At 68.5% G+C, this 17,066-nt stretch carries 10 protein-coding genes; 4 read left to right on the forward strand and 6 right to left on the reverse strand.

What is annotated here, in order from left to right; translation table 11 throughout:
- Window positions 1–89 precede the first annotated feature (89 nt).
- On the forward strand, window positions 90–2,624 hold the full coding sequence (locus tag NCCP691_RS18805; protein ID WP_220810102.1) for a serine/threonine-protein kinase: 2,535 nt from the start codon (window positions 90–92) through the stop codon (window positions 2,622–2,624).
- 46 nt (window positions 2,625–2,670) lie between these two features.
- Here NCCP691_RS18805 and recD read toward each other — a convergent pair whose 3' ends face one another.
- The 3 genes from recD to recC are packed head-to-tail and all read right to left on the reverse strand — an operon-like array spanning window position 2,671 to window position 11,725.
- Entirely contained in the window at window positions 2,671–4,620 is a 1,950-nt protein-coding gene (recD, locus tag NCCP691_RS18810; protein WP_220810103.1) for an exodeoxyribonuclease V subunit alpha, read from the reverse strand.
- On the reverse strand, window positions 4,617–8,252 hold the full coding sequence (recB, locus tag NCCP691_RS18815) for an exodeoxyribonuclease V subunit beta (RefSeq protein ID WP_220810104.1): 3,636 nt from the start codon (window positions 8,250–8,252) through the stop codon (window positions 4,617–4,619). The genes recD and recB overlap by 4 nt, the downstream gene beginning before the upstream one ends.
- Window positions 8,249–11,725 (reverse strand): exodeoxyribonuclease V subunit gamma, encoded by a 3,477-nt coding sequence (gene recC / locus NCCP691_RS18820; RefSeq protein WP_309295128.1) that lies wholly within the window; start codon window positions 11,723–11,725, stop codon window positions 8,249–8,251. Before recC ends, recB begins: the two co-directional genes overlap by 4 nt.
- 264 nt (window positions 11,726–11,989) lie before the next feature.
- On the opposite strand from recC, the gene NCCP691_RS18825 reads away from it, so the two are divergent.
- On the forward strand, window positions 11,990–13,159 hold the full coding sequence (locus tag NCCP691_RS18825) for a zinc-dependent alcohol dehydrogenase (RefSeq protein WP_220810105.1): 1,170 nt from the start codon (window positions 11,990–11,992) through the stop codon (window positions 13,157–13,159).
- A gap of 35 nt (window positions 13,160–13,194) precedes the next feature.
- The gene (locus tag NCCP691_RS18830; RefSeq protein WP_220810106.1) at window positions 13,195–13,800 is read left to right on the forward strand and encodes a hypothetical protein; all 606 of its coding nucleotides are present in this window, start codon (window positions 13,195–13,197) and stop codon (window positions 13,798–13,800) included.
- A gap of 33 nt (window positions 13,801–13,833) precedes the next feature.
- Here NCCP691_RS18830 and NCCP691_RS18835 read toward each other — a convergent pair whose 3' ends face one another.
- Complete coding sequence (locus NCCP691_RS18835) at window positions 13,834–14,733, reverse strand: YihY/virulence factor BrkB family protein (RefSeq protein ID WP_220810107.1); 900 nt, start codon at window positions 14,731–14,733, stop codon at window positions 13,834–13,836.
- Window positions 14,734–15,299: 566 nt separating this feature from the next.
- Window positions 15,300–15,749 carry an HAD domain-containing protein gene (locus NCCP691_RS18840; RefSeq protein WP_220810108.1) on the reverse strand — a complete coding sequence of 150 codons (450 nt, stop codon included), beginning with the start codon at window positions 15,747–15,749 and terminating at the stop codon, window positions 15,300–15,302.
- A 380-nt stretch (window positions 15,750–16,129) separates the two neighbouring features.
- On the opposite strand from NCCP691_RS18840, the gene NCCP691_RS21640 reads away from it, so the two are divergent.
- Complete coding sequence (locus NCCP691_RS21640) at window positions 16,130–16,579, forward strand: HAD domain-containing protein (protein ID WP_220810109.1); 450 nt, start codon at window positions 16,130–16,132, stop codon at window positions 16,577–16,579.
- 261 nt (window positions 16,580–16,840) lie between these two features.
- Here NCCP691_RS21640 and NCCP691_RS18850 read toward each other — a convergent pair whose 3' ends face one another.
- The gene (locus NCCP691_RS18850; RefSeq protein ID WP_220810110.1) at window positions 16,841–17,038 is read right to left on the reverse strand and encodes a hypothetical protein; all 198 of its coding nucleotides are present in this window, start codon (window positions 17,036–17,038) and stop codon (window positions 16,841–16,843) included.
- Window positions 17,039–17,066 lie beyond the last annotated feature (28 nt).

A 17,066-nucleotide genomic window follows, 5' to 3' on the forward strand; every position in this document is an offset into this window, starting at 1 on the left:
GGCAGGCTTCTTGATTGCACGCGGGAGGCGGCGGCGCAAGTTGCGAAAGCGGCCGGAGCGGCCAGACCAGGACACGACAGGGACCGACCATGAATCACGACAGCGACAAGACGATGATGCTCAGCCAGACGCAGGGACTCGGCCCGGGGCCGGAGGCGCAGGCGATTCATGTGCTGCCCAAGGGCACCCGTCTCGGCGAGTTCGAAGTCATCGACCTGATCGGAGAAGGCGGCTTCGGCGCCGTCTATCTCGCCTACGACCATTCGCTCGACCGCCAGGTGGCGCTGAAGGAATACATGCCGACCGGGCTGGCGACCCGCACCACCAACTACTGCGTGACCGTGCGCTCGCAGGCCAACGCCGCCACCTTCAACGCCGGGCTGAAGAGCTTCATCAACGAAGCCAAGATGCTGGCCCGCTTCGACTCGCCGTCGCTGGTCAAGGTGCATCGCTTCTGGGAAGCCAACGGCACCGCCTACATGGTGATGCCCTACTACGAGGGACAGACGCTCAAGCAGGCGCTGCGCGACCGCCGCATCCGTCCCGACGAGCCGTGGCTGCGCATGCTGCTGGCCGACCTCTTCGACGCGATCGACACCATCCACCGCGCCAACTGCTATCACCGCGACATCGCCCCGGACAACATCCTGCTGCTTAAGGACGGCCGTCCGCTGCTGCTCGACTTCGGCGCCGCGCGCCGGGTGATCGGCGATCTGACGCAGTGCCTGACGGTGATCCTCAAGCCGGGCTTCGCGCCGATCGAACAGTATGCGGACATCGCCGGCCTGCGCCAGGGCCCGTGGACGGACATCTACGCGCTGGCGGCCGTGGTCTATTTCCTGATCTGCGGCGTGGCGCCGCCGCCGGCGGTGGCGCGGGTGGTGCATGACGAGATGCTGCCCGCGCGCAAGGCGGGCAAGGGCAGGTTCAGCGACGGCTTCCTCGAAGTGATCGACAAGGCGCTGTCGGTCAAGCCCGAACAACGTCACCAGTCGATCGCCGAACTGCGTGCCGCGCTCGACGCGGTCGCGCAGGTGCCGCCCACCGCGACCCGGCTGCGCACTGCCGCCCAGCAGCCGGTGCGCCGCGAACCGTGGATCGATGAAGCCGGCGGCCAGCGCACGATGAAGGCGCCGGGTGCCGAAGACGACACGTCCGCCGCCCGGCCGCGCCGGGTCGTGCCGGCGTCGCCGGTATCGCAGACCTGGCGGGCGCCGCCGGAGCCGGTGACGCCGCGGCGGCCGCTGACGAAATGGATGCTCGGCGGCGCGATGCTGGCGGCGGGCATCGGCTCCGGCCTCGCGGTAGGCAACTGGCTGGCGCAGTCGGTGCACGAAGACCGCGCGCCGGCGATCGCGGCCATGTCGGAGCCGTCGGCGCCGGTGGCGCCGGGCGCGATCGCGCCGCCCGCGGTGCCGCGCGAGTCGCCGCAGCGCCGCGCCGAATCGGCCCGGCCGGCGCCACCACCTCCGCCCGCAGCCAGGTCCTCGGCTCAGTCCACACCTCAGCCTGCCGAGCACAGACCGGCGGCCGCCGCGCGCGTATTGCAGGAAGAAAAGCCCGCGCCCGTCGTGCGTGCGCCGCAGGAAGAAAAGCCGGCCCCCGCAGTGCGCGCGGCGCAGGCGGAAAAACCCGTCCCGGCGCCTGCCGCGGCGGCCGATACGCCTCCCTTGCGCGAACCCGAAACGATCGCGCCGCCGTCCCGCCGCGCGGCCGAACCTCCCCGGGCCAGACGGGAAGCGGAGACGGAGACCGCCGCGACGCCCGAACCGCGACAGGCCGCGCGCCAGAGGCCGGCCGACCCGCGACCGGCGCCATCGGCGGAAGAATCGCTGTGGGACCTCGCGGTCGCGCTCAACGCGGCGCCGGCCTTCGAGTCCTATCTCGAGCGTTATCCGAGAGGCCGTTTCGCCGCGCTCGCGCGCGACCGGCTGGCCAGCCTGAATCCTTCCGCGGCGCAGACCTCCGGCGACAGCGGACCGGCGAGCGAGGAAGCGGTCGCGCCGACCCCGGCGCCCCAAAGCAGGCCCGCGCCTCCGGCACTGCCGATGGAGCGCCAGGCCAGCATCAGGATGGATACGCCGCCGGTGGCGGCGCCGCCCCGCACCGAGCCCGAGGCGCCGGCGCCGGCGCCGCAGGGCGAAAGAAGAACACTGGTGCTCGCCGACCAGACCCTGAGCGGCGACTTCAGCACCGACCCCGCCACCGGCACGATTTCCGGCACCGGCAGGATCGTCTGGAAGGACGGCAACCAGTTCGAGGGCACGCTGGTGCGGGGCATCAAGCAGGGCAAGGGCAGCTTCACCTGGAAGAATGGCCAGCGCTATGTCGGCGACTGGGCGCGCGACGTGCCCAACGGGCGCGGCACCATCACCTACCCCAACGGCAACCGCTACGAGGGCGAGATACGCGACGGCTTCCCGCACGGCGACGGCACCATCCGCTATGCCGACGGCGATACCTACAAGGGCGACTGGCTGCGCGGCAAGAGCCATGGCCAGGGACGCTATACCTGGCGCAACGGCAGCTACTGGGAAGGCGAGTTCCGGGACGACCGGCGCACGGACAACGGCAAGATGGTGTTTTCCGAGGAGGCGCTGAAGGCGGCGCAGGCGAAGCGCTGAGCCCCGCCGCGCGGCGCGTTCCCCGGTCGGGTGCGGCCTGGCCGCGTTAGGATTCGCCCCCCACCCTCGCCTCCAGTCCGCTGGCGCGCGTCGTGCGCCGCGCGATCGCTTCCGCCGCCACCGCCGGCTCCGGCGACAGCAGCGTGAAGTATTCCCTGGCCCGCGTGATGCCGGTATAGATCAGTTCGCGCGCGATCAGCTGGGGCGCGACCGGCGGCAGGACCAGCGCCGCATGCAGGAATTCCGATCCCTGCACCTTGTGCACCGTCATCGCGAACGCCGTCTCCACCTGGGGCAGGCGGGTCGCGAGCACGCTGCGCACCGTGTCGCCCGCGCCGAAATACACCCGCAGCGAGCCGCGCCTGCCCGGATCCGGCAGCGTGATGCCGACATCGCCGTTGTAGACGCCCAGCCCCGGATCGTTGCGGGTGACCATCACCGGGCGCCCGGGATACCATTCGCCGCGGCAGGCGAGCACGCCGGTCTCCGTCAGGCGCGCCTCGATCGCGGCATTGATGCCGGCCACGCCCCAGTCGCCGGCGCGCACCGCGCACAGGATGCGGAATTCGTCGAACGCGGCGAGCACCTCGCGCACCCACTGCTCGTGTCCGCCTTCATGCGGCGGACCGGCGCGCAGCAGCGCGAGATAGCGCGCGAGGCTGGCGGGCGCGCCCTCCCTGCCATGCAGCGCCAGGTCGAGCACCTCGCTCTGGCGCGCATGTTCGTTCCACGCCAGCACGCCCCGCTCCCGCGCACGCAGCACCGCCTGCGCGGCCTCCACCTCGCCGTCGTTGACCGCCCGCGCGAGCGCGCCGATCGGGCCGCCGAAGCGGCGGCTCACGCGCAGCATCACCGTCTGCTGGGCCACCGGTCCGCCGTTACCGCGATAGCGGCCGGGGATCGCATGTCCGGTCGCCGCATGCAGATAGGCCATGGTCTCGTCCGACCACGCGCCCTCCTCCGCGTCGCGGCACAGGTCGCCGAGCACCGCGCCCGCCTCGACCGACGCCAGCTGGTCCTTGTCGCCGAGCAGGATCAGCCGCGCCGGGGCCGGCAGCGCGTCGAGCAGGGCGGCCATCATTTCGAGATGCACCATCGAGGCTTCATCGACGATCAGAACGTCGATGTCGAGCGGATTGCCGCGATGGTGGCGCGGCCTGCGGGTATCGGGCCGGGCGCCGAGCAGGCTGTGCAGGGTGGTGGCGGGCATGCCGGCGGTCAGCTCGGCCAGCGGCAGCTCGCCGACCTTGCCGGCGAGGTCGGCGAGCGCGCCGTCGATCGATTGCTTGAGACGGGTGGCCGCCTTGCCGGTGGGCGCCGCGAGCGCGACGCGCAACTCGCGCGCGTCCGGCGCCAGCGCATACAGCAGCGCCAGCAGGCGCGCCGCGGTATAGGTCTTGCCGGTGCCGGGACCGCCGGTGATGATCGAAAAATGGCTGCGCAAGGCGAGCGCGCACGCGGCCTTCTGCCAGTCCGGCTCGTCGCTCCCGGCGGCGGCGCCGAACAGGCGGTCGAGCCAGTCGCGCAGCGCGGCGGTGTCGGGCGAGCCTGCGGCGCGCGCGCGGGAGGTCACCGATTCCGCCACCAGCGTTTCATCGCACCAGTAGCGGCGCAGATAGAGACGGTCGCCGTCGAGCACCAGCGGCTGCTGCTGGTCCGGCGCCGGCGTCACCCTCACCTGCCTGCACCCGGACAGCGCCTGCCGCCATGCCCGGGCGTCGTGCGGCAGTTCGCCGCGCGCCTGCAGCGCGCGCCAGGTATCCGCCTCCCACGACAGCAGGCGTCCCGGGTGCGGATGCAGATCGTTGAGGTCGAGGCAGCTGTGGCCGCGGCCCTCGAGTTCGCAGACCAGCGCCGAGCACAGCAGCAGCGCGTCCGGCGCCGGCGCGGTGTCGAGCGAGGCAATGAAGGCGGAGAACGCCGGGCTGAGCCGCCGCAGCAGGCCCTGCTCGGCCAGCGCGTGCAGTTCGTTCTGGATATCGGACAACTGTGTCATTCGCTCACTCCGGCCAGGGCGTCGGCAAACAGCGCGTCGGCCTGCTCCAGCAGGTCGGGCGCCGGCGCCAGCAGGCTGCAGCCGCGTGTCGCCGCGTTGCCTATGCCGCGCATGAAAAAGAACACCGCGCCGCCGAGGCAGGCGGCGGGATCGTAGCCGGCGCCGAGACGGGCGCGCAGCAGGCGGTGCAGCGCGAGCAGATAGATCAGGCCCTGCACGTCGTAGCGATGCACGGCGATGGCTTCTTCCAGCGCGCCGGCATGATAGGCGGCATCGCCGCGGCCGAGCGCGTTCGACTTGTAGTCCAGCACCCAGTATCGCCCGTCATGCTCGAACACCAGATCCTGGAAGCCGCGCAGCATGCCCTGCAATGCGCGCTGCTGCAGCGCCGGCCGGGCACGGCCGCCGAGCAGGTGCTCGCGGCACAGCGCATCGAGCGCGCCGGTGTCCAGGCCGTCCGCCGGCAGCCAGAACTCCATCTCCGGCCATGCGGTACCGAGATCGGCGAGCGCGGTGCCGAGCGGCGGCAGCGCGGTGGTGGCGACCGCGCGCAGCCATGTCACCGCATCCTCGCCGCGGTGCGCCCAGCCCGCGCGCTCGCAGCGCCGCAGCAGCATGTCGGCGAAGCCGTCGTCGCGCGCGCAGACAAAGCCCTCCGCCGCCATCCACTCCATCTGGGCGTGCAGGAACTGTCCGGGCAGCGAGCCGCGCGGGAAGCGATGCCAGGGCGTATCCTCCGGCGCGGATGACAGCTCGCTGTCATCCTGGTCGATCAGCTTTTCCTCGGCGGCGGACACGGGCGCCGGCATGGCGCCCACGTCCCGCGTGATCGAGGTATAGCTGGCGATGCCCCAGTTGCGCTCGAAACCCGCGTCGTAGCGCGGCAGGGCGGCACGCAGGAGGTTCTCTTCGCCGCGCGCGGCGAGCAGGCTGATGCCGGGCATCTCGCTCCTGTCCTCGAGCGCGATCGCATCGCAGCCCCGGCACAGGGTCTCGAGCGCGGACATCAGGGCGCCTTCGCCGATTTCTTCGCCGCCCTGCATCAGGTAGCCGAGCGCCGCGCGATGCAATTCCTTGCGCAGCGACGCCACGCCTATCCAGAGCGCGTGGCGCGCGCGAGTCAGCGCGACATAGAACAGCCGCAGGTCTTCGTCGAGGCGCGCATCGTCCATCTTCTGGCGCGCTTCCTCGGTGAGCGCGAAATCCAGGTGGCGGCGGCCGTCGGCGTCGACGAATTCATAAAAGCTGTGGCGGCGCTTCTCCACCCGGGTCGCGGTGACGCCGAAGGGCAGGAAGACCAGCGGATACTCCAGCCCCTTGGACTTGTGCACGGTGACGACCTTGACCAGTTCGGCATCGCTCTCCAGTCGCAGGATGCGCTCGTCGCCGCCTTCGCTGTCGTGTTCGATCTGGTCCGCCAGCCAGCGGATCAGTGCCTGCTCCCCATCGAGCTTCTGGCTGGCGGCCTGCAGCAGTTCGGCCAGGTGCAGCAAGTCGGTGAGGCGGCGTTCGCCGCCGCTGCCGTCGGCGCCGCCGAGCAGGCGCGCCGGCAGGTCGAGTTCGTGGATGAAGCGCCTGAGCATGGCGAGCACGCCCTGGCGCTGCCAGACCAGGCGCAGCCCCTTGAGCTGCTCCACCCGCGCTTCCCAGGCCAGATCGTCGGCGGCCAGTTCCGCCAGCGCCGCCAGCGACAGGCCCGCGCTGCGGGTGGCGAAGGCGGCGCGCGCGAGGCCGCTGTCGACCGGGCTGGCGACGGCCCTGAGCCAGCGCAGCACGTCGGCGGCCTCTTCGGTGCGGTAGACCGAATCCTTGTCCGACAGGTAGACGCTCTTGACTTCGCGCCGGCGCAGGGCCAGCCGCACCGCGGCCGCCTCGCTGCGGCTGCGCACCAGGATCGCGATGTCGGCCGGGCGCAGGCGGCGGAAGCCCTCCTCGCTCTCGAAGCCGGCGTCCGGGTCGGACAACAGCGCGACGATTTCTTCCGCGCACAGCGCGGCGAAGTGGGCCCGGTAGGATTCGGCATTGAGGCCGTCGGTGCGGTTGCACCACATCGTCAGCGCCGGCGCCGGCACCGCCCCGCGCACCAACCGCTCCTTCCTGCCCTGCGCGCCGACCGGCTCGAACGGCAGCGGATTGTCGCCGCCGCGGCGGAAGCGGAAGGCGCCTGCCGGATGGCCCGGGCGGCCGTCGCCGTCGCCCTCCGCATGCAGGAAGACATGGTTGACCGCGCGCACCAGCGCCCCGGTGGAGCGGAAGTTGGTGCCGAGACGGTAATGCCGTCCCTCGGTCGCGCGGCGCGCGTCGAGATAGCTGTGGATGTCGGCGCCGCGGAAACCATAGATGGCCTGCTTCGGATCGCCGATCAGGAACAGGCCGCAGCGCGGCTCGTTGTCGCGCACCCGATAGAGCAGGTCGAAGATCCGGTACTGGTCGGGTGAGGTGTCCTGGAATTCGTCGATCAGCGCGACCGGATATTGCGCGACGATGCGCGCGCGCAGGGCGTCGCGATTGGCGCCCTCGAGCGCCGCGCGCAGGCGCGCCAGCATGTCGGCGAAGCCGAACTGGCGCCGCCGCTGCTTGATCTGGGCGATGCGGCGGGCGATCGCGCACGCCGCATGCTGCATCAGGCGCGGGCCCGGCGGCTGTATCTCCGCCAGCGCCGCATGCAGTGCTTCATGCTCGGCGAATACCGCCGGCGGCACGAGCGACTTGTCCTTGCACACCTGCGCCAGCCCGGACGGCGTGAGCCGCGCCCAGGCGCCGTCGGGCACCGGCCCCGGCTGCAGGGCCTGTTCATCCTCCGCCCAGGCGCGCAGCGCGGCCATGCATTTTTCCACCGTGGCGTTGCGCAGCTTGTTGCCGTCGAGCGCCTTGCGGTTGGCGAGAATCCAGGCTTCCATGTCGGCGATGCGGTCCGCCCAGCCGGCCTTCAGGGCCGCCGCCGCCTGCTGCTGCTCGGACCAGGCGCGGCGGATGAGCGCGGCGAGGCTCTCCTCTCCGGCATCGCCGAGCAGATGGACGCGCTCCACCAGCGGCCGTATCGTGGACTCGAGCGCGTGGAAATCCGGCCAGCACTCCTGCAGGCGCCGCAGCCCACCGTCGTCGAGCGCGTAGACATGGCGCCGCCAGTAATCGCGCACCGCCTCGGCGAACACCGCGTCCTCGCTGCCGACGAGCTCTTCGTTGAACAGGCTGCCGCTGTCGAAGGCATGCTCGCGCAGCATGCGCTGGCACCAGGCATCGATGGTGAAGATGCCGGCGTCGTCCATCGCTTCCGCCGCCAGCGCCAGCCGGTGCGCGGCCTCGCTGCGCCGGGCGGTATCGGGGTAGTCGACCAGCAGCGCGCGCAGGAAGCAATCGTCGGCCTCCGATTCGCCGCGGAAGCAGCGCGCGGCCTGCACCAGGCGCTGGCGGATGCGGTCCGACAGCTCGCGGGTGGCGGCGCGCGTGAAGGTCATGACCAGGATCTCGGACGGCAGCAGCGGCCGGCAGAAGCCGTCCCCGCCGCCGTGGCCGAGCACCAGGCGCACGTAGAGCGCGGCGATGGTCCATGTCTTGCCGGTGCCCGCGCTCGCCTCGATCAGGCGGCTGCCATGCAACGGAAAACGTAGCGGATCCAGGTCCTGGCTCATGCGGCCTCCTTCGCGCCGGAAATCTGATCGAATGGCATCACCTGCAATGCGCGGCCGGCCCAGTCCGCGAGCGGTCCGTACAACTGCCGGCTCGCGCTTTCCCAGCCGGGATCGGCCGCCAGGCTGTCGAAGTCGGGCCACAGGCGGGCGAGACAGGCGTCTTCACCGGCTTCCGCCGGCGGCCGGTTGTCGTAACCGCCGTCGTAACACTGCGCGCACTGCGCGGCGCTGCCGCCGTCGACCAGCGTCAGGCCGGTCCTGCAGGCGGTGGGCAGCGGCTGCCGCATGCCCTGCTTCCACGCGTGCAGCAGGCCGCTCAGCGTCACCTGCGCCTCGGCCGGCTCCAGCGGCGACAGCACGACCACCGCATCGCGTCCCACCAGGTAACCGGTCACCGGCCTGCCCATCGCGGCGGCGGCCAGCTGCCGCAGCCAGCCGTCGATCAGCGCCGGCCGTTTCGGCGCCGGCGTCTTCGCGTGCTTGTCGAGCAGGGTGGAGGCGGTCTGCATCAGCCACACTTCCTCGCTGCCGTCGCCGCGCATCCTGTCCACCCAGTCCTCCAGCCGCAGCTCGTCGTCGAGCGGCACCGAGACGCGCAGCTTGGCGGCCGCGCCGGGGTAGCGCGCGCACAGCGTCAGCCAGGCGCGCCGCGCCGGCAGCAGTTCCCGCGCCAGCTCCTCCTGCATGCGCGCGCCGGCGGCGCCGAGCGGCAGCAGGCCGCGCCTGGCGAGGCGGGCGGCGCGCTCGCGCAGCGCGGCCTCGGCGTCGTCGGGCGCCTCCGGCTGGCCTTCGTCGTCGAGCATCTGCTGGCACAGCTGGTAATGCTGCAGCCCGTCGATGGCCAGCGGTTCGTCGTCCTGCGCGCCGCCGTCGTCGGCCTCGAACACCACCTGCAGCCGCTGGCGGAAGAACTGCCGCACCGGGTGGCGGATGAAGCGCGCGAGCGCGGCGAGCTGCAGCGTGAAACCCGGCTCGGGGCGGAACTCGGGCAGCGGCGCGGCGCTCCCGCTGTCGCGCGCCTCGTGCGCGGCCAGCCATTCGCGCGCCCAGGTGTGCAGGCCGCCTTCCTCGAAATAGCGGCGCGAGAAAGGCTGCAGCGGATGTTCGACGGTCAGGCCGGCGGGATCGAGATCCCAGCCCGCCGCGAGATAATCCCGCAGCTGGGCCACCAGCACCGAGGGCGGCTGCTCGGTGTTGTCGCGCACATTGCGGCCGCACCAGCTGATGTAAAGCTTGTCGCGCGCCGACAGCAGCGCCTCCAGCATCAGGTAGCGGTCGTCCTCGCGCCGCGCGCGGTCGCCGGGCCGGGCCATCTGCGGCGCGGCGAGCAGGTCGAAGTCGGCGCGCTGGGCGCGCCGCGGAAAGTCGCCGTCGTTCATGCCGAGCAGGCAGACCACGCGGAACGGCACGGCGCGCATCGGCAGCAGCGTGCAGAAGGTCACGCCGCCGGAGACGAAACGCTGCGTCAGCGACTGCTCGTCGATGCCGCCGAGCCAGGCCTCGCGCGCGACCGCCAGCGGAATCTCTTCCGCGAAGCCGGCGCTGTCGCAGTCGTCCAGCCAGGCTTGCAGGCACTGATCGAGGCGCGACAGCAGCAGCCGGCCGGCTTCGTCCCCGGCAAGGAAGAATGCCGACAGCAGCCTGCGCGCGCGCTCGCCCCATTGCGCCGGCGGCGCGGGCGTATTCAGCACCTGCCGCCATTCCAGCAGCGAAGAGACCAGCGCGGCCAGGCAGCCGGCCAGACCGGCATCGAGGCCGCCCACCTCGCCGTAGGGCTCGATGCCGGCCCAGGGACCGCCGTTGCCGCTGGCATATCCGAGCAGCATGCGGCGCATGCCGAAGATCCAGGCATTGTGCTCGCCCGCCGGCCCGAGGCCGAGGCTCTCGCGGTGCGCATGGTCCAGCCCCCAGCGCACGCCCGATTCGGCGATCCATTGCGCCAGCCGCGGCAGGTCCGCCTCGTCCACGCCGAAGCGCGCGGCGATCGCCGGCACGTCGAGCAGGTCGCGCACTTCGCTCTGCAGGCAGCGCTGTTCCGGCAGGCGCAGCAGCCAGTCGAGCGCCACCAGCAGCGGGTTGCCCTGGCGCTCGCTGGTATCGGCGATCGCGAACGGGATGTGGCGCCTGTCGCGTTCGCCGTACTGGCCGAATACCGCGCGGATGGCGGGCGAAAAGACGTCGATGTCGGGCACCATGACGATGATGTCGCGCGGGCGCAGGGGCGTCGAGCCGGGCTCGGCCAGCAGGCTCAGCAGGCGGTCGTGCAGCACCTCGACCTCGCGCTGCGCGCTGTGGGCGACATGGAATTCGATCGAGCGGTCATCCTCCGCCGGGCGCGTGCGCGCATGTTCGCGCACCGGCGTCATGTCGCGCACCGCGGCCTGCACCTGCGCCAGCAGGCAGTCGCCCTCGTCGTCGCTGAACAGGTCCACGCGCAGCGCGGGATGGTTCAGCGCCGTCTGCGCGTCGTCGTCGAACTCGTCGAGCATGCGGATGAAGTCGCGCCCGAGGCGGCCCCATGCCGCCAGCAGCGGGTGGCTGTAGGCATGCAGCTCCTCCGGCGGCACTCCGGCGAGGTCGCGGCCGTCGCGCAGCGCCTGGCGGCGGCGCTGCGCGCCGAGCAGTTCGCGCCCGCTGATGATGTCGCCCCAGTGGAAACGGCAGGGATTGGGCACGGCGACGAGCACCTGCATGCGGGTCGACAGCGCGGCCAGCGCCTCCAGGTTCTGGTACGGCAGCGCCGAGATGCCGAACACCACCACCCGGCGCGGCAGCCCGGCGAGCGAGGGCTTCCCGTTGCGCAGCATGTCGACGAACCGCAGATGCACCGCGGCGCGTCCCTGCTCGCGTTCGCCGTGGTCCACGCTGTCCATGACGGCCCGCCACAGCAGCGCCTGCCAGCGCTGGTCCTCGCCGAGCGCGACCGGCTCTCCCCGCGCCGGACGCAGCACATCCGCGCCGCGCGCCCAGTCGCCGAGCCAGTCCGCCCGGTACACCTGGTACTGGTCGAACAGGTCGGCCAGCCGCTGCGCCAGCTGCAGCCGCCGCTCCGGGTCGCCGTCGCGCAGAAAGTGCCGCAGCGGCGCGAAGCCCGGCTGCGCGGCCAGCGCCGGCAGCAGCCGCATCAGGCGCCAGGTCAGCGGCGCGCGGTCGAAGGCCGAGCGCCGCGCGACCGCGTCGCTCCCCAGCACCTTGCGATAGGCCTGCCACAGGAAGCGGCCGGGCAGCGTTACCTCGGTCGCCGCGCACACGCCGTTCTCCTGCGCCAGCGCGATCTTCAGCCATTCCGCCACGCCGTTCGACTGCACGAGGAAGGTCTCCTGTTCGAGCGGGCCGAGCGGATGCATCCGCAGCCAGTCGAAAACCGCGGCGCGCAGCTGCTCGAGCTGGTTGCCGTGCAGGGTGATGAAGCCGGGTTGCAGGGTGTCGGGCATGGTCGGAATGAACTGTGCGTGGAAGAGCCGGGTTGTCACGGCGGCAAGACCGATTGTCCAGCCTTCAATATCGGGCGGAAATTGAACCACGGCGAGCGGAAAGCCTGCAAATTTTTTTGCCCCTGCGCGCGGCGAAAACCGTCCGCCGGCGCGCGCGGCCGCCATTCATGAAACTTTCATCACTTCCCGGGTCATATCAGGAACCCCGGCACAGTCGCACAGGGAACACCCGCGCCCGCCGCACGCGCGCACCCGCATCGTGCACGTCGCCGCATTGATCGTAGTCTTCACGAGGAGCGCAGCATGCTAGCCATGAATTACCGAGGCCCCTTCCGGGTTCGCGCCGAGCAAAAGCCCGACCCCGTCATCGAGCATCCGAACGACGCCATCATCCGCGTCACCCGATCCTGCATCTGCGGGTCCGACCTGCACCTGTATCACGGGCTGGTGCCCGACACCCGCGTGGGCATGACCTTCGGCCATGAATTCACCGGCGTGGTGGAGGAGGTCGGCCCCTCGGTACAGAACCTCAAGGTCGGCGACCATGTGCTCGTGCCTTTCAACATCTTCTGCGGCACCTGCTTCTTCTGCCAGAAGGAGCTGTACGGTAACTGCCACAACACCAATCCGGAAGCCTCCGCGGTCGGCGCCATCTACGGGTATTCCCACACCGCCGGCGGCTACGAGGGCGGCCAGGCCGAGTACGTGCGCGTGCCGATGGCGGACATCGGCCCGACGGTGATACCGAAAGACCTGCACGTGGAGGACGCGGTGCTGCTCACCGATGCCTACCCGACCGGCTACCAGGCCGCCGAGATGGGCGAGATCGAGCAGGGCGACACGGTGGTGGTGTTCGGCGCCGGCCCGGTCGGCATCTTCGCCGCCAAGTGCGCCTGGATGTTCGGCGCCGGCCGCGTGATCGTGGTCGACCACGTGGACTACCGGCTCGATTTCGTGAAGACCTTCGCGCAGTGCGAAGTGGTCAACTTCAAGGACGTGCGCGACATGGCGGAGCACATCAAGAAGATGACCGACTGGCTGGGCGCCGACGTCTGCATCGACGCCGTCGGCTGCGAGGCCGCCGGCAACGCGGTGCAGAGCCTGACCGGCCGCTACATCCCGATCCAGGCCGGCGCCGCCACCGCGCTGCACTGGGCGATCAACTCGGTGCGCAAGGGCGGCACGGTCTCGATCGTCGGCGTCTACGGCCCGACCTTCAACGCGGTCCCGATCGGCAATGCGCTCAACAAGGGCCTCACGCTGCGCATGAACCAGGCGAGCGTCAAGCGCCACCTGCCGCGGCTGATCGAGCACATCCAGGCCGGCCACATCGATCCGAAGCAGATCATCACCCACCGGGTGCCGCTGGAAGAAGTGTCGGACGCCTATCACATCTTCTCCAGCAAGCTCGACAACTGCATCAAGACCATCCTCATCCCGCCGGCCGCGGCCGGCCTGCAACTGGTCCACTGACGCAGCCGCATCAGCCAATCAAGGAGCGACTCATCATGCCTACACAGCACATCAACACGGCCACCGGCCAGCAGTCTCCGCCGCCCGACATGGAGCGCGACCGCAGCGGCCAGCATTCGCCTTCGGTCGCGCCCGGCCAGCGGATGCAGCGCGACTACTCGCACATACAGGGTTGGGGCGTCGATCTCGACCACAGGAACCGTCCCGCCTACCCGATGGAGCGCACACCGCCGCGCCTCGAGGGCCTGCACTGGGACCGGCCGCAGGACCAGCCGATCAGGATGAAGGTCTACCACTCCACCGAGCGCCCCGGCGTCACGCCGGTATTCGGCACCAGCGCGCCGCCCTCCGGGCTGAGCGGCAAGATCCGCGACGTCGCCTACAAGCTCAGCGAGAACGACATCCGCCACTGGCTGCTGCTGCTCTTCGCCGACCGGGTCAACATGGTGGAAGGCATCGGACAGGACCTCATGCGCGGCCACATTCCCAACATCTTCGGCGAGATGGGCGCGCGCGCCGAGCTGCGGCACAACCCGAAAGGCTTCGTGACCAAGGCGCTGGTCGCGACCGCGATCGTCGGCGGCGCCTGGTATCTGCTGAGGCGACGCTCACGGGACGACAGGATGTACGACTTCGACTGAGCGGAGCACGCCGCCGTTGCGCTGCCACCCGGGTCAGGCGCGCGCGGCGGCCGGCTGACGCGCGCCCGGCTTGCCGGCGGCCGCCATCGCGTCCGGCCCGCCCCGGCGCGCGATGACGGCATTGATCTCCGCGCCGAACAGCAGCACCGCCGCGGAAATGTAGAAGTAGAGCAGCAGCAGCACCACCGACGCCAGGCTGCCGTAGGTCGCGTTGTAGTCGGCGAAGCTGGCCACATACCACTCGAACGCGATGGACGCGAGCACCCAGATCACCACCGCCAGCACCGCCCCGGGCGTCACATAGGGAAACCGCGGCTGGGCCGCCGGCGCCGAGTAATAGACGAGCGCCGCGCACAGGCTGAGCAGGACCACCGCCACCGGCCAGCGCAGCCATGTCCACACCAGCACCAGCATCTCGCTGAAACCGATATAGGCTTCCAGCCACGCCATCGCGCGCGGCCCGATCAGCAGCAGCGCCGCCGACGCGACCAGCAGGGCAGCGATCGCCAGCGTGTAGACGATGGACAGCGGATACAGCACCCAGAGCGGCCGGCTCTCCTCGATGCGGTAGGCCTTGTTGAACGCATTCATCGTCGCCCGCATCCCGGCCGACGCGGTCCACAGGGCCAGCAGCGCGCCGACCGACATGATGCCGCCGGGCGGCTGGCGCAACTGGTCGAGCACATTCCTGACCTGCTCCAGCGCCTGTTGCGGCAGAAAGAGCGACGCCTGCTCCAGCAGCCAGGGCATGAAATCCGGCAGATGAAAGGCGCCGACCAGGGCAATCAGGAAAATGAACAGCGGGAACAGCGAAAAAAGCAGCTGGTACGCGAGCGCGGCGGCGTAGGTCAGCATGTCGTTGTTCAGAAAATTGCGCGCCGCGGACCACAGGACCGATCCGGCGCGCATGCCATGAAACCCGGGAATGTTCATTGCCGTCCTCGCTGGTGTGGGCGACCGCCGCCACATGTCAGAGGGTGGTGCGAGGAATTAGTTTTGGATCAGAATCAAGCTTCGTAAGGGACGGGCTGACCCCTCTTGCGCTGGTTCTCTTCAATAGAAACCTGAACTGGGCCAATAAAACGTGAACTCATCCTTTGCGACAAAAAGTTCTGAACTAGCCCCCGTTCGATTCTGGGCGACGGGGACATAACTGCTTACGACATTTGGACTTTTCGGGTTTCTGTTGTAAGCAGAGGCCGGGGCCGGACACCGCGAATGCACGGCGCCAACGTTCCTACCCGATGTGGTCGGCGAGTGCCCCCCTGAAGAAATCAAGGACTTAGCAACGAGATTGACATTAAAAACTGAACACATTCTCTAGCACCCACATTGGCATCTGAACTCCCGTGCAGTCGCAAACGCCATGTGCTCCCACACTCTGCCGAGCCATGGGTAATGCCCTTCACCTGTGTTTGCTTGTCAGAATCTTTTCTGCCAGAGAAGTACCTATATGTGGTTACTTCTTGCAGAAGTAACCACATAAGGTGACTTGGCTGCTAGCCTTCAAGCCATTCCCGAAGGCGCTCTCGGACCGCGTGGTCAAAAACCCCTTCTTCGGAGTCGCAAACAATGAGCTCGGGAGGGCTAGCGGGGAAACATTCGGGATGGTCATCCAAAATGCGGTAGTCGGCTACACCTTGGGTCAGGATGTACCTTGCAATCCCGTCCACCCGGTCATACTCGCGAGGAACAATACCGGCAAACCGGTCACTCAAGGGGCCGAGCAACTCTCTCACTTTGCTTTCAGGGTGCAGAAGGCGCCAACTTGAATGGACGACAATTTCGACCTCCGGGTGTTGCACGAGAATTTCCGCGAGCACGTATGTCCACCTGAAAAGCCGCCCGCGCTTGATACATTCATCCAACGGCAGACGCATCTCGAACCATTTAAGGTCGCTTACCGGGTGGAATACACCGTCATAGTCTGTGAACAGAACACGTCTCATGCGTGGGTGAGCAGATTCAATGTGTGTACAGCTATGCTACCGCTCAGTCTCGGAACTGTCACTGTATCTCGGTGACCTACCATTGATACGAGCCGTATCGAGCAGCGAGCTTCAGTATGGCCTTACAAATGCTATAGGAACTTGCAGCGCCACCTACTATGAATTAGGCCGTCGCACCGGCAAACTAGGATAGCCCTGCGTTTCGAGCGGGTCGTTGACCGCGATGAGACGGTGACGTACTTTGGAAATATGGCGAGCGATGGCTCTTGCATGCAAGCGGTAGGCGCATTGTAGGTAGTGGCAACATGCCCAGGTGGTTGAGGCACAGAGGGACTCAGCCAGCTTCAAGCGCTGGAATCCTTCTACCAAACGGGAGAAGAATGGTCCTTTTCTTAGATTTCGATGGTGTTCTTCATCCTATCGACAGAGGCGACGGGCTGTTCAGTTGCCTACCTCTCTTCGAGCAAACCGTCAGACAGCTCCCGCCGCTAGACATCGTCGTAAGTTCCTCGTGGCGGGTAGACCACTCGCTGGAAGAGCTGCGTGCTATTTTTTCGGCCGATATAGCTGCTCAAATCGTCGGAGTTACGCCATACCATACAGATGGCTTCACTGCGGAGCGGTACGGTAGAGAGTCCGAAGCACGAGCTTGGCTTCAGCAATTCTGTCGAGAGAGCGAACCCTGGCTGGCATTGGACGACTCCGATTGGATGTTCTCGCCGCACTGTACGCAGCTAATCTTGGTAGACCCGGCTGTCGGTTTCAGCCACGCCGAAGTAATCCGGCTTAGTCAAATCGTCGGCTTTGGTCCCACTTCGCCCTCTTTCTGACATCAGTATCGTCTTGTTAGCATATTGGGTCGCAGCAATCAGCGAAGACCAAGCTGCCTGCCTCTCTTCCTGCCGGATTCATCGTTGCGACTTTCGACCATTGCTAGATTCGGCTAGACGAATTCTTGCTGATATCCCGCAAAGAGCAGATTGCACAGGACGTAGGCCGCCGGCCGGCTCCGCACGCCTCCGCCACGCTCGATGATAATGACCGCAGATGGCGGCCATCGTTTGGCTTGCATTAGCCAGATGCAAAGGTCATCACGATTCTGCGCCATCTAAAGGCTGCTCTGAGCTTCTTTGCGCACTCTCCGTGGTCTGGTCCAGCGTATCAGTGAGCTTAACCTCGTCCACAATGCTCTTGATTTCGGTAATGCCTGCGTCTGCATTCGAGATTCCCGGCCGACGGGTACTAGTAGCAAACGAGGCAATTCCAAAGAGCTGTTTGAGTGCAGACATACTTATATCCTAGAGTTGCCAAGCAATT

It is taken from the genome of Noviherbaspirillum aridicola, from assembly GCF_019656455.1.
In the GTDB taxonomy this organism is placed as follows: Bacteria; Pseudomonadota; Gammaproteobacteria; order Burkholderiales; family Burkholderiaceae_D; genus Noviherbaspirillum; species Noviherbaspirillum aridicola.

Bases quoted from the DNA above. Each gene is read 5' to 3' on its own strand.
- NCCP691_RS18805 (WP_220810102.1), top strand. From the start codon at position 90: ATGAATCACGACAGCGACAAGACGATGATGCTCAGCCAGACGCAGGGA.
- recD (WP_220810103.1), bottom strand. From the start codon at position 4,620: ATGACACAGTTGTCCGATATCCAGAACGAACTGCACGCGCTGGCCGAG.
- recB (WP_220810104.1), bottom strand. From the start codon at position 8,252: ATGAGCCAGGACCTGGATCCGCTACGTTTTCCGTTGCATGGCAGCCGC.
- NCCP691_RS18825 (WP_220810105.1), top strand. From the start codon at position 11,990: ATGCTAGCCATGAATTACCGAGGCCCCTTCCGGGTTCGCGCCGAGCAA.
- NCCP691_RS18830 (WP_220810106.1), top strand. From the start codon at position 13,195: ATGCCTACACAGCACATCAACACGGCCACCGGCCAGCAGTCTCCGCCG.
- NCCP691_RS18835 (WP_220810107.1), bottom strand. From the start codon at position 14,733: ATGAACATTCCCGGGTTTCATGGCATGCGCGCCGGATCGGTCCTGTGG.
- NCCP691_RS18840 (WP_220810108.1), bottom strand. From the start codon at position 15,749: ATGAGACGTGTTCTGTTCACAGACTATGACGGTGTATTCCACCCGGTA.
- NCCP691_RS21640 (WP_220810109.1), top strand. From the start codon at position 16,130: ATGGTCCTTTTCTTAGATTTCGATGGTGTTCTTCATCCTATCGACAGA.
- NCCP691_RS18850 (WP_220810110.1), bottom strand. From the start codon at position 17,038: ATGTCTGCACTCAAACAGCTCTTTGGAATTGCCTCGTTTGCTACTAGT.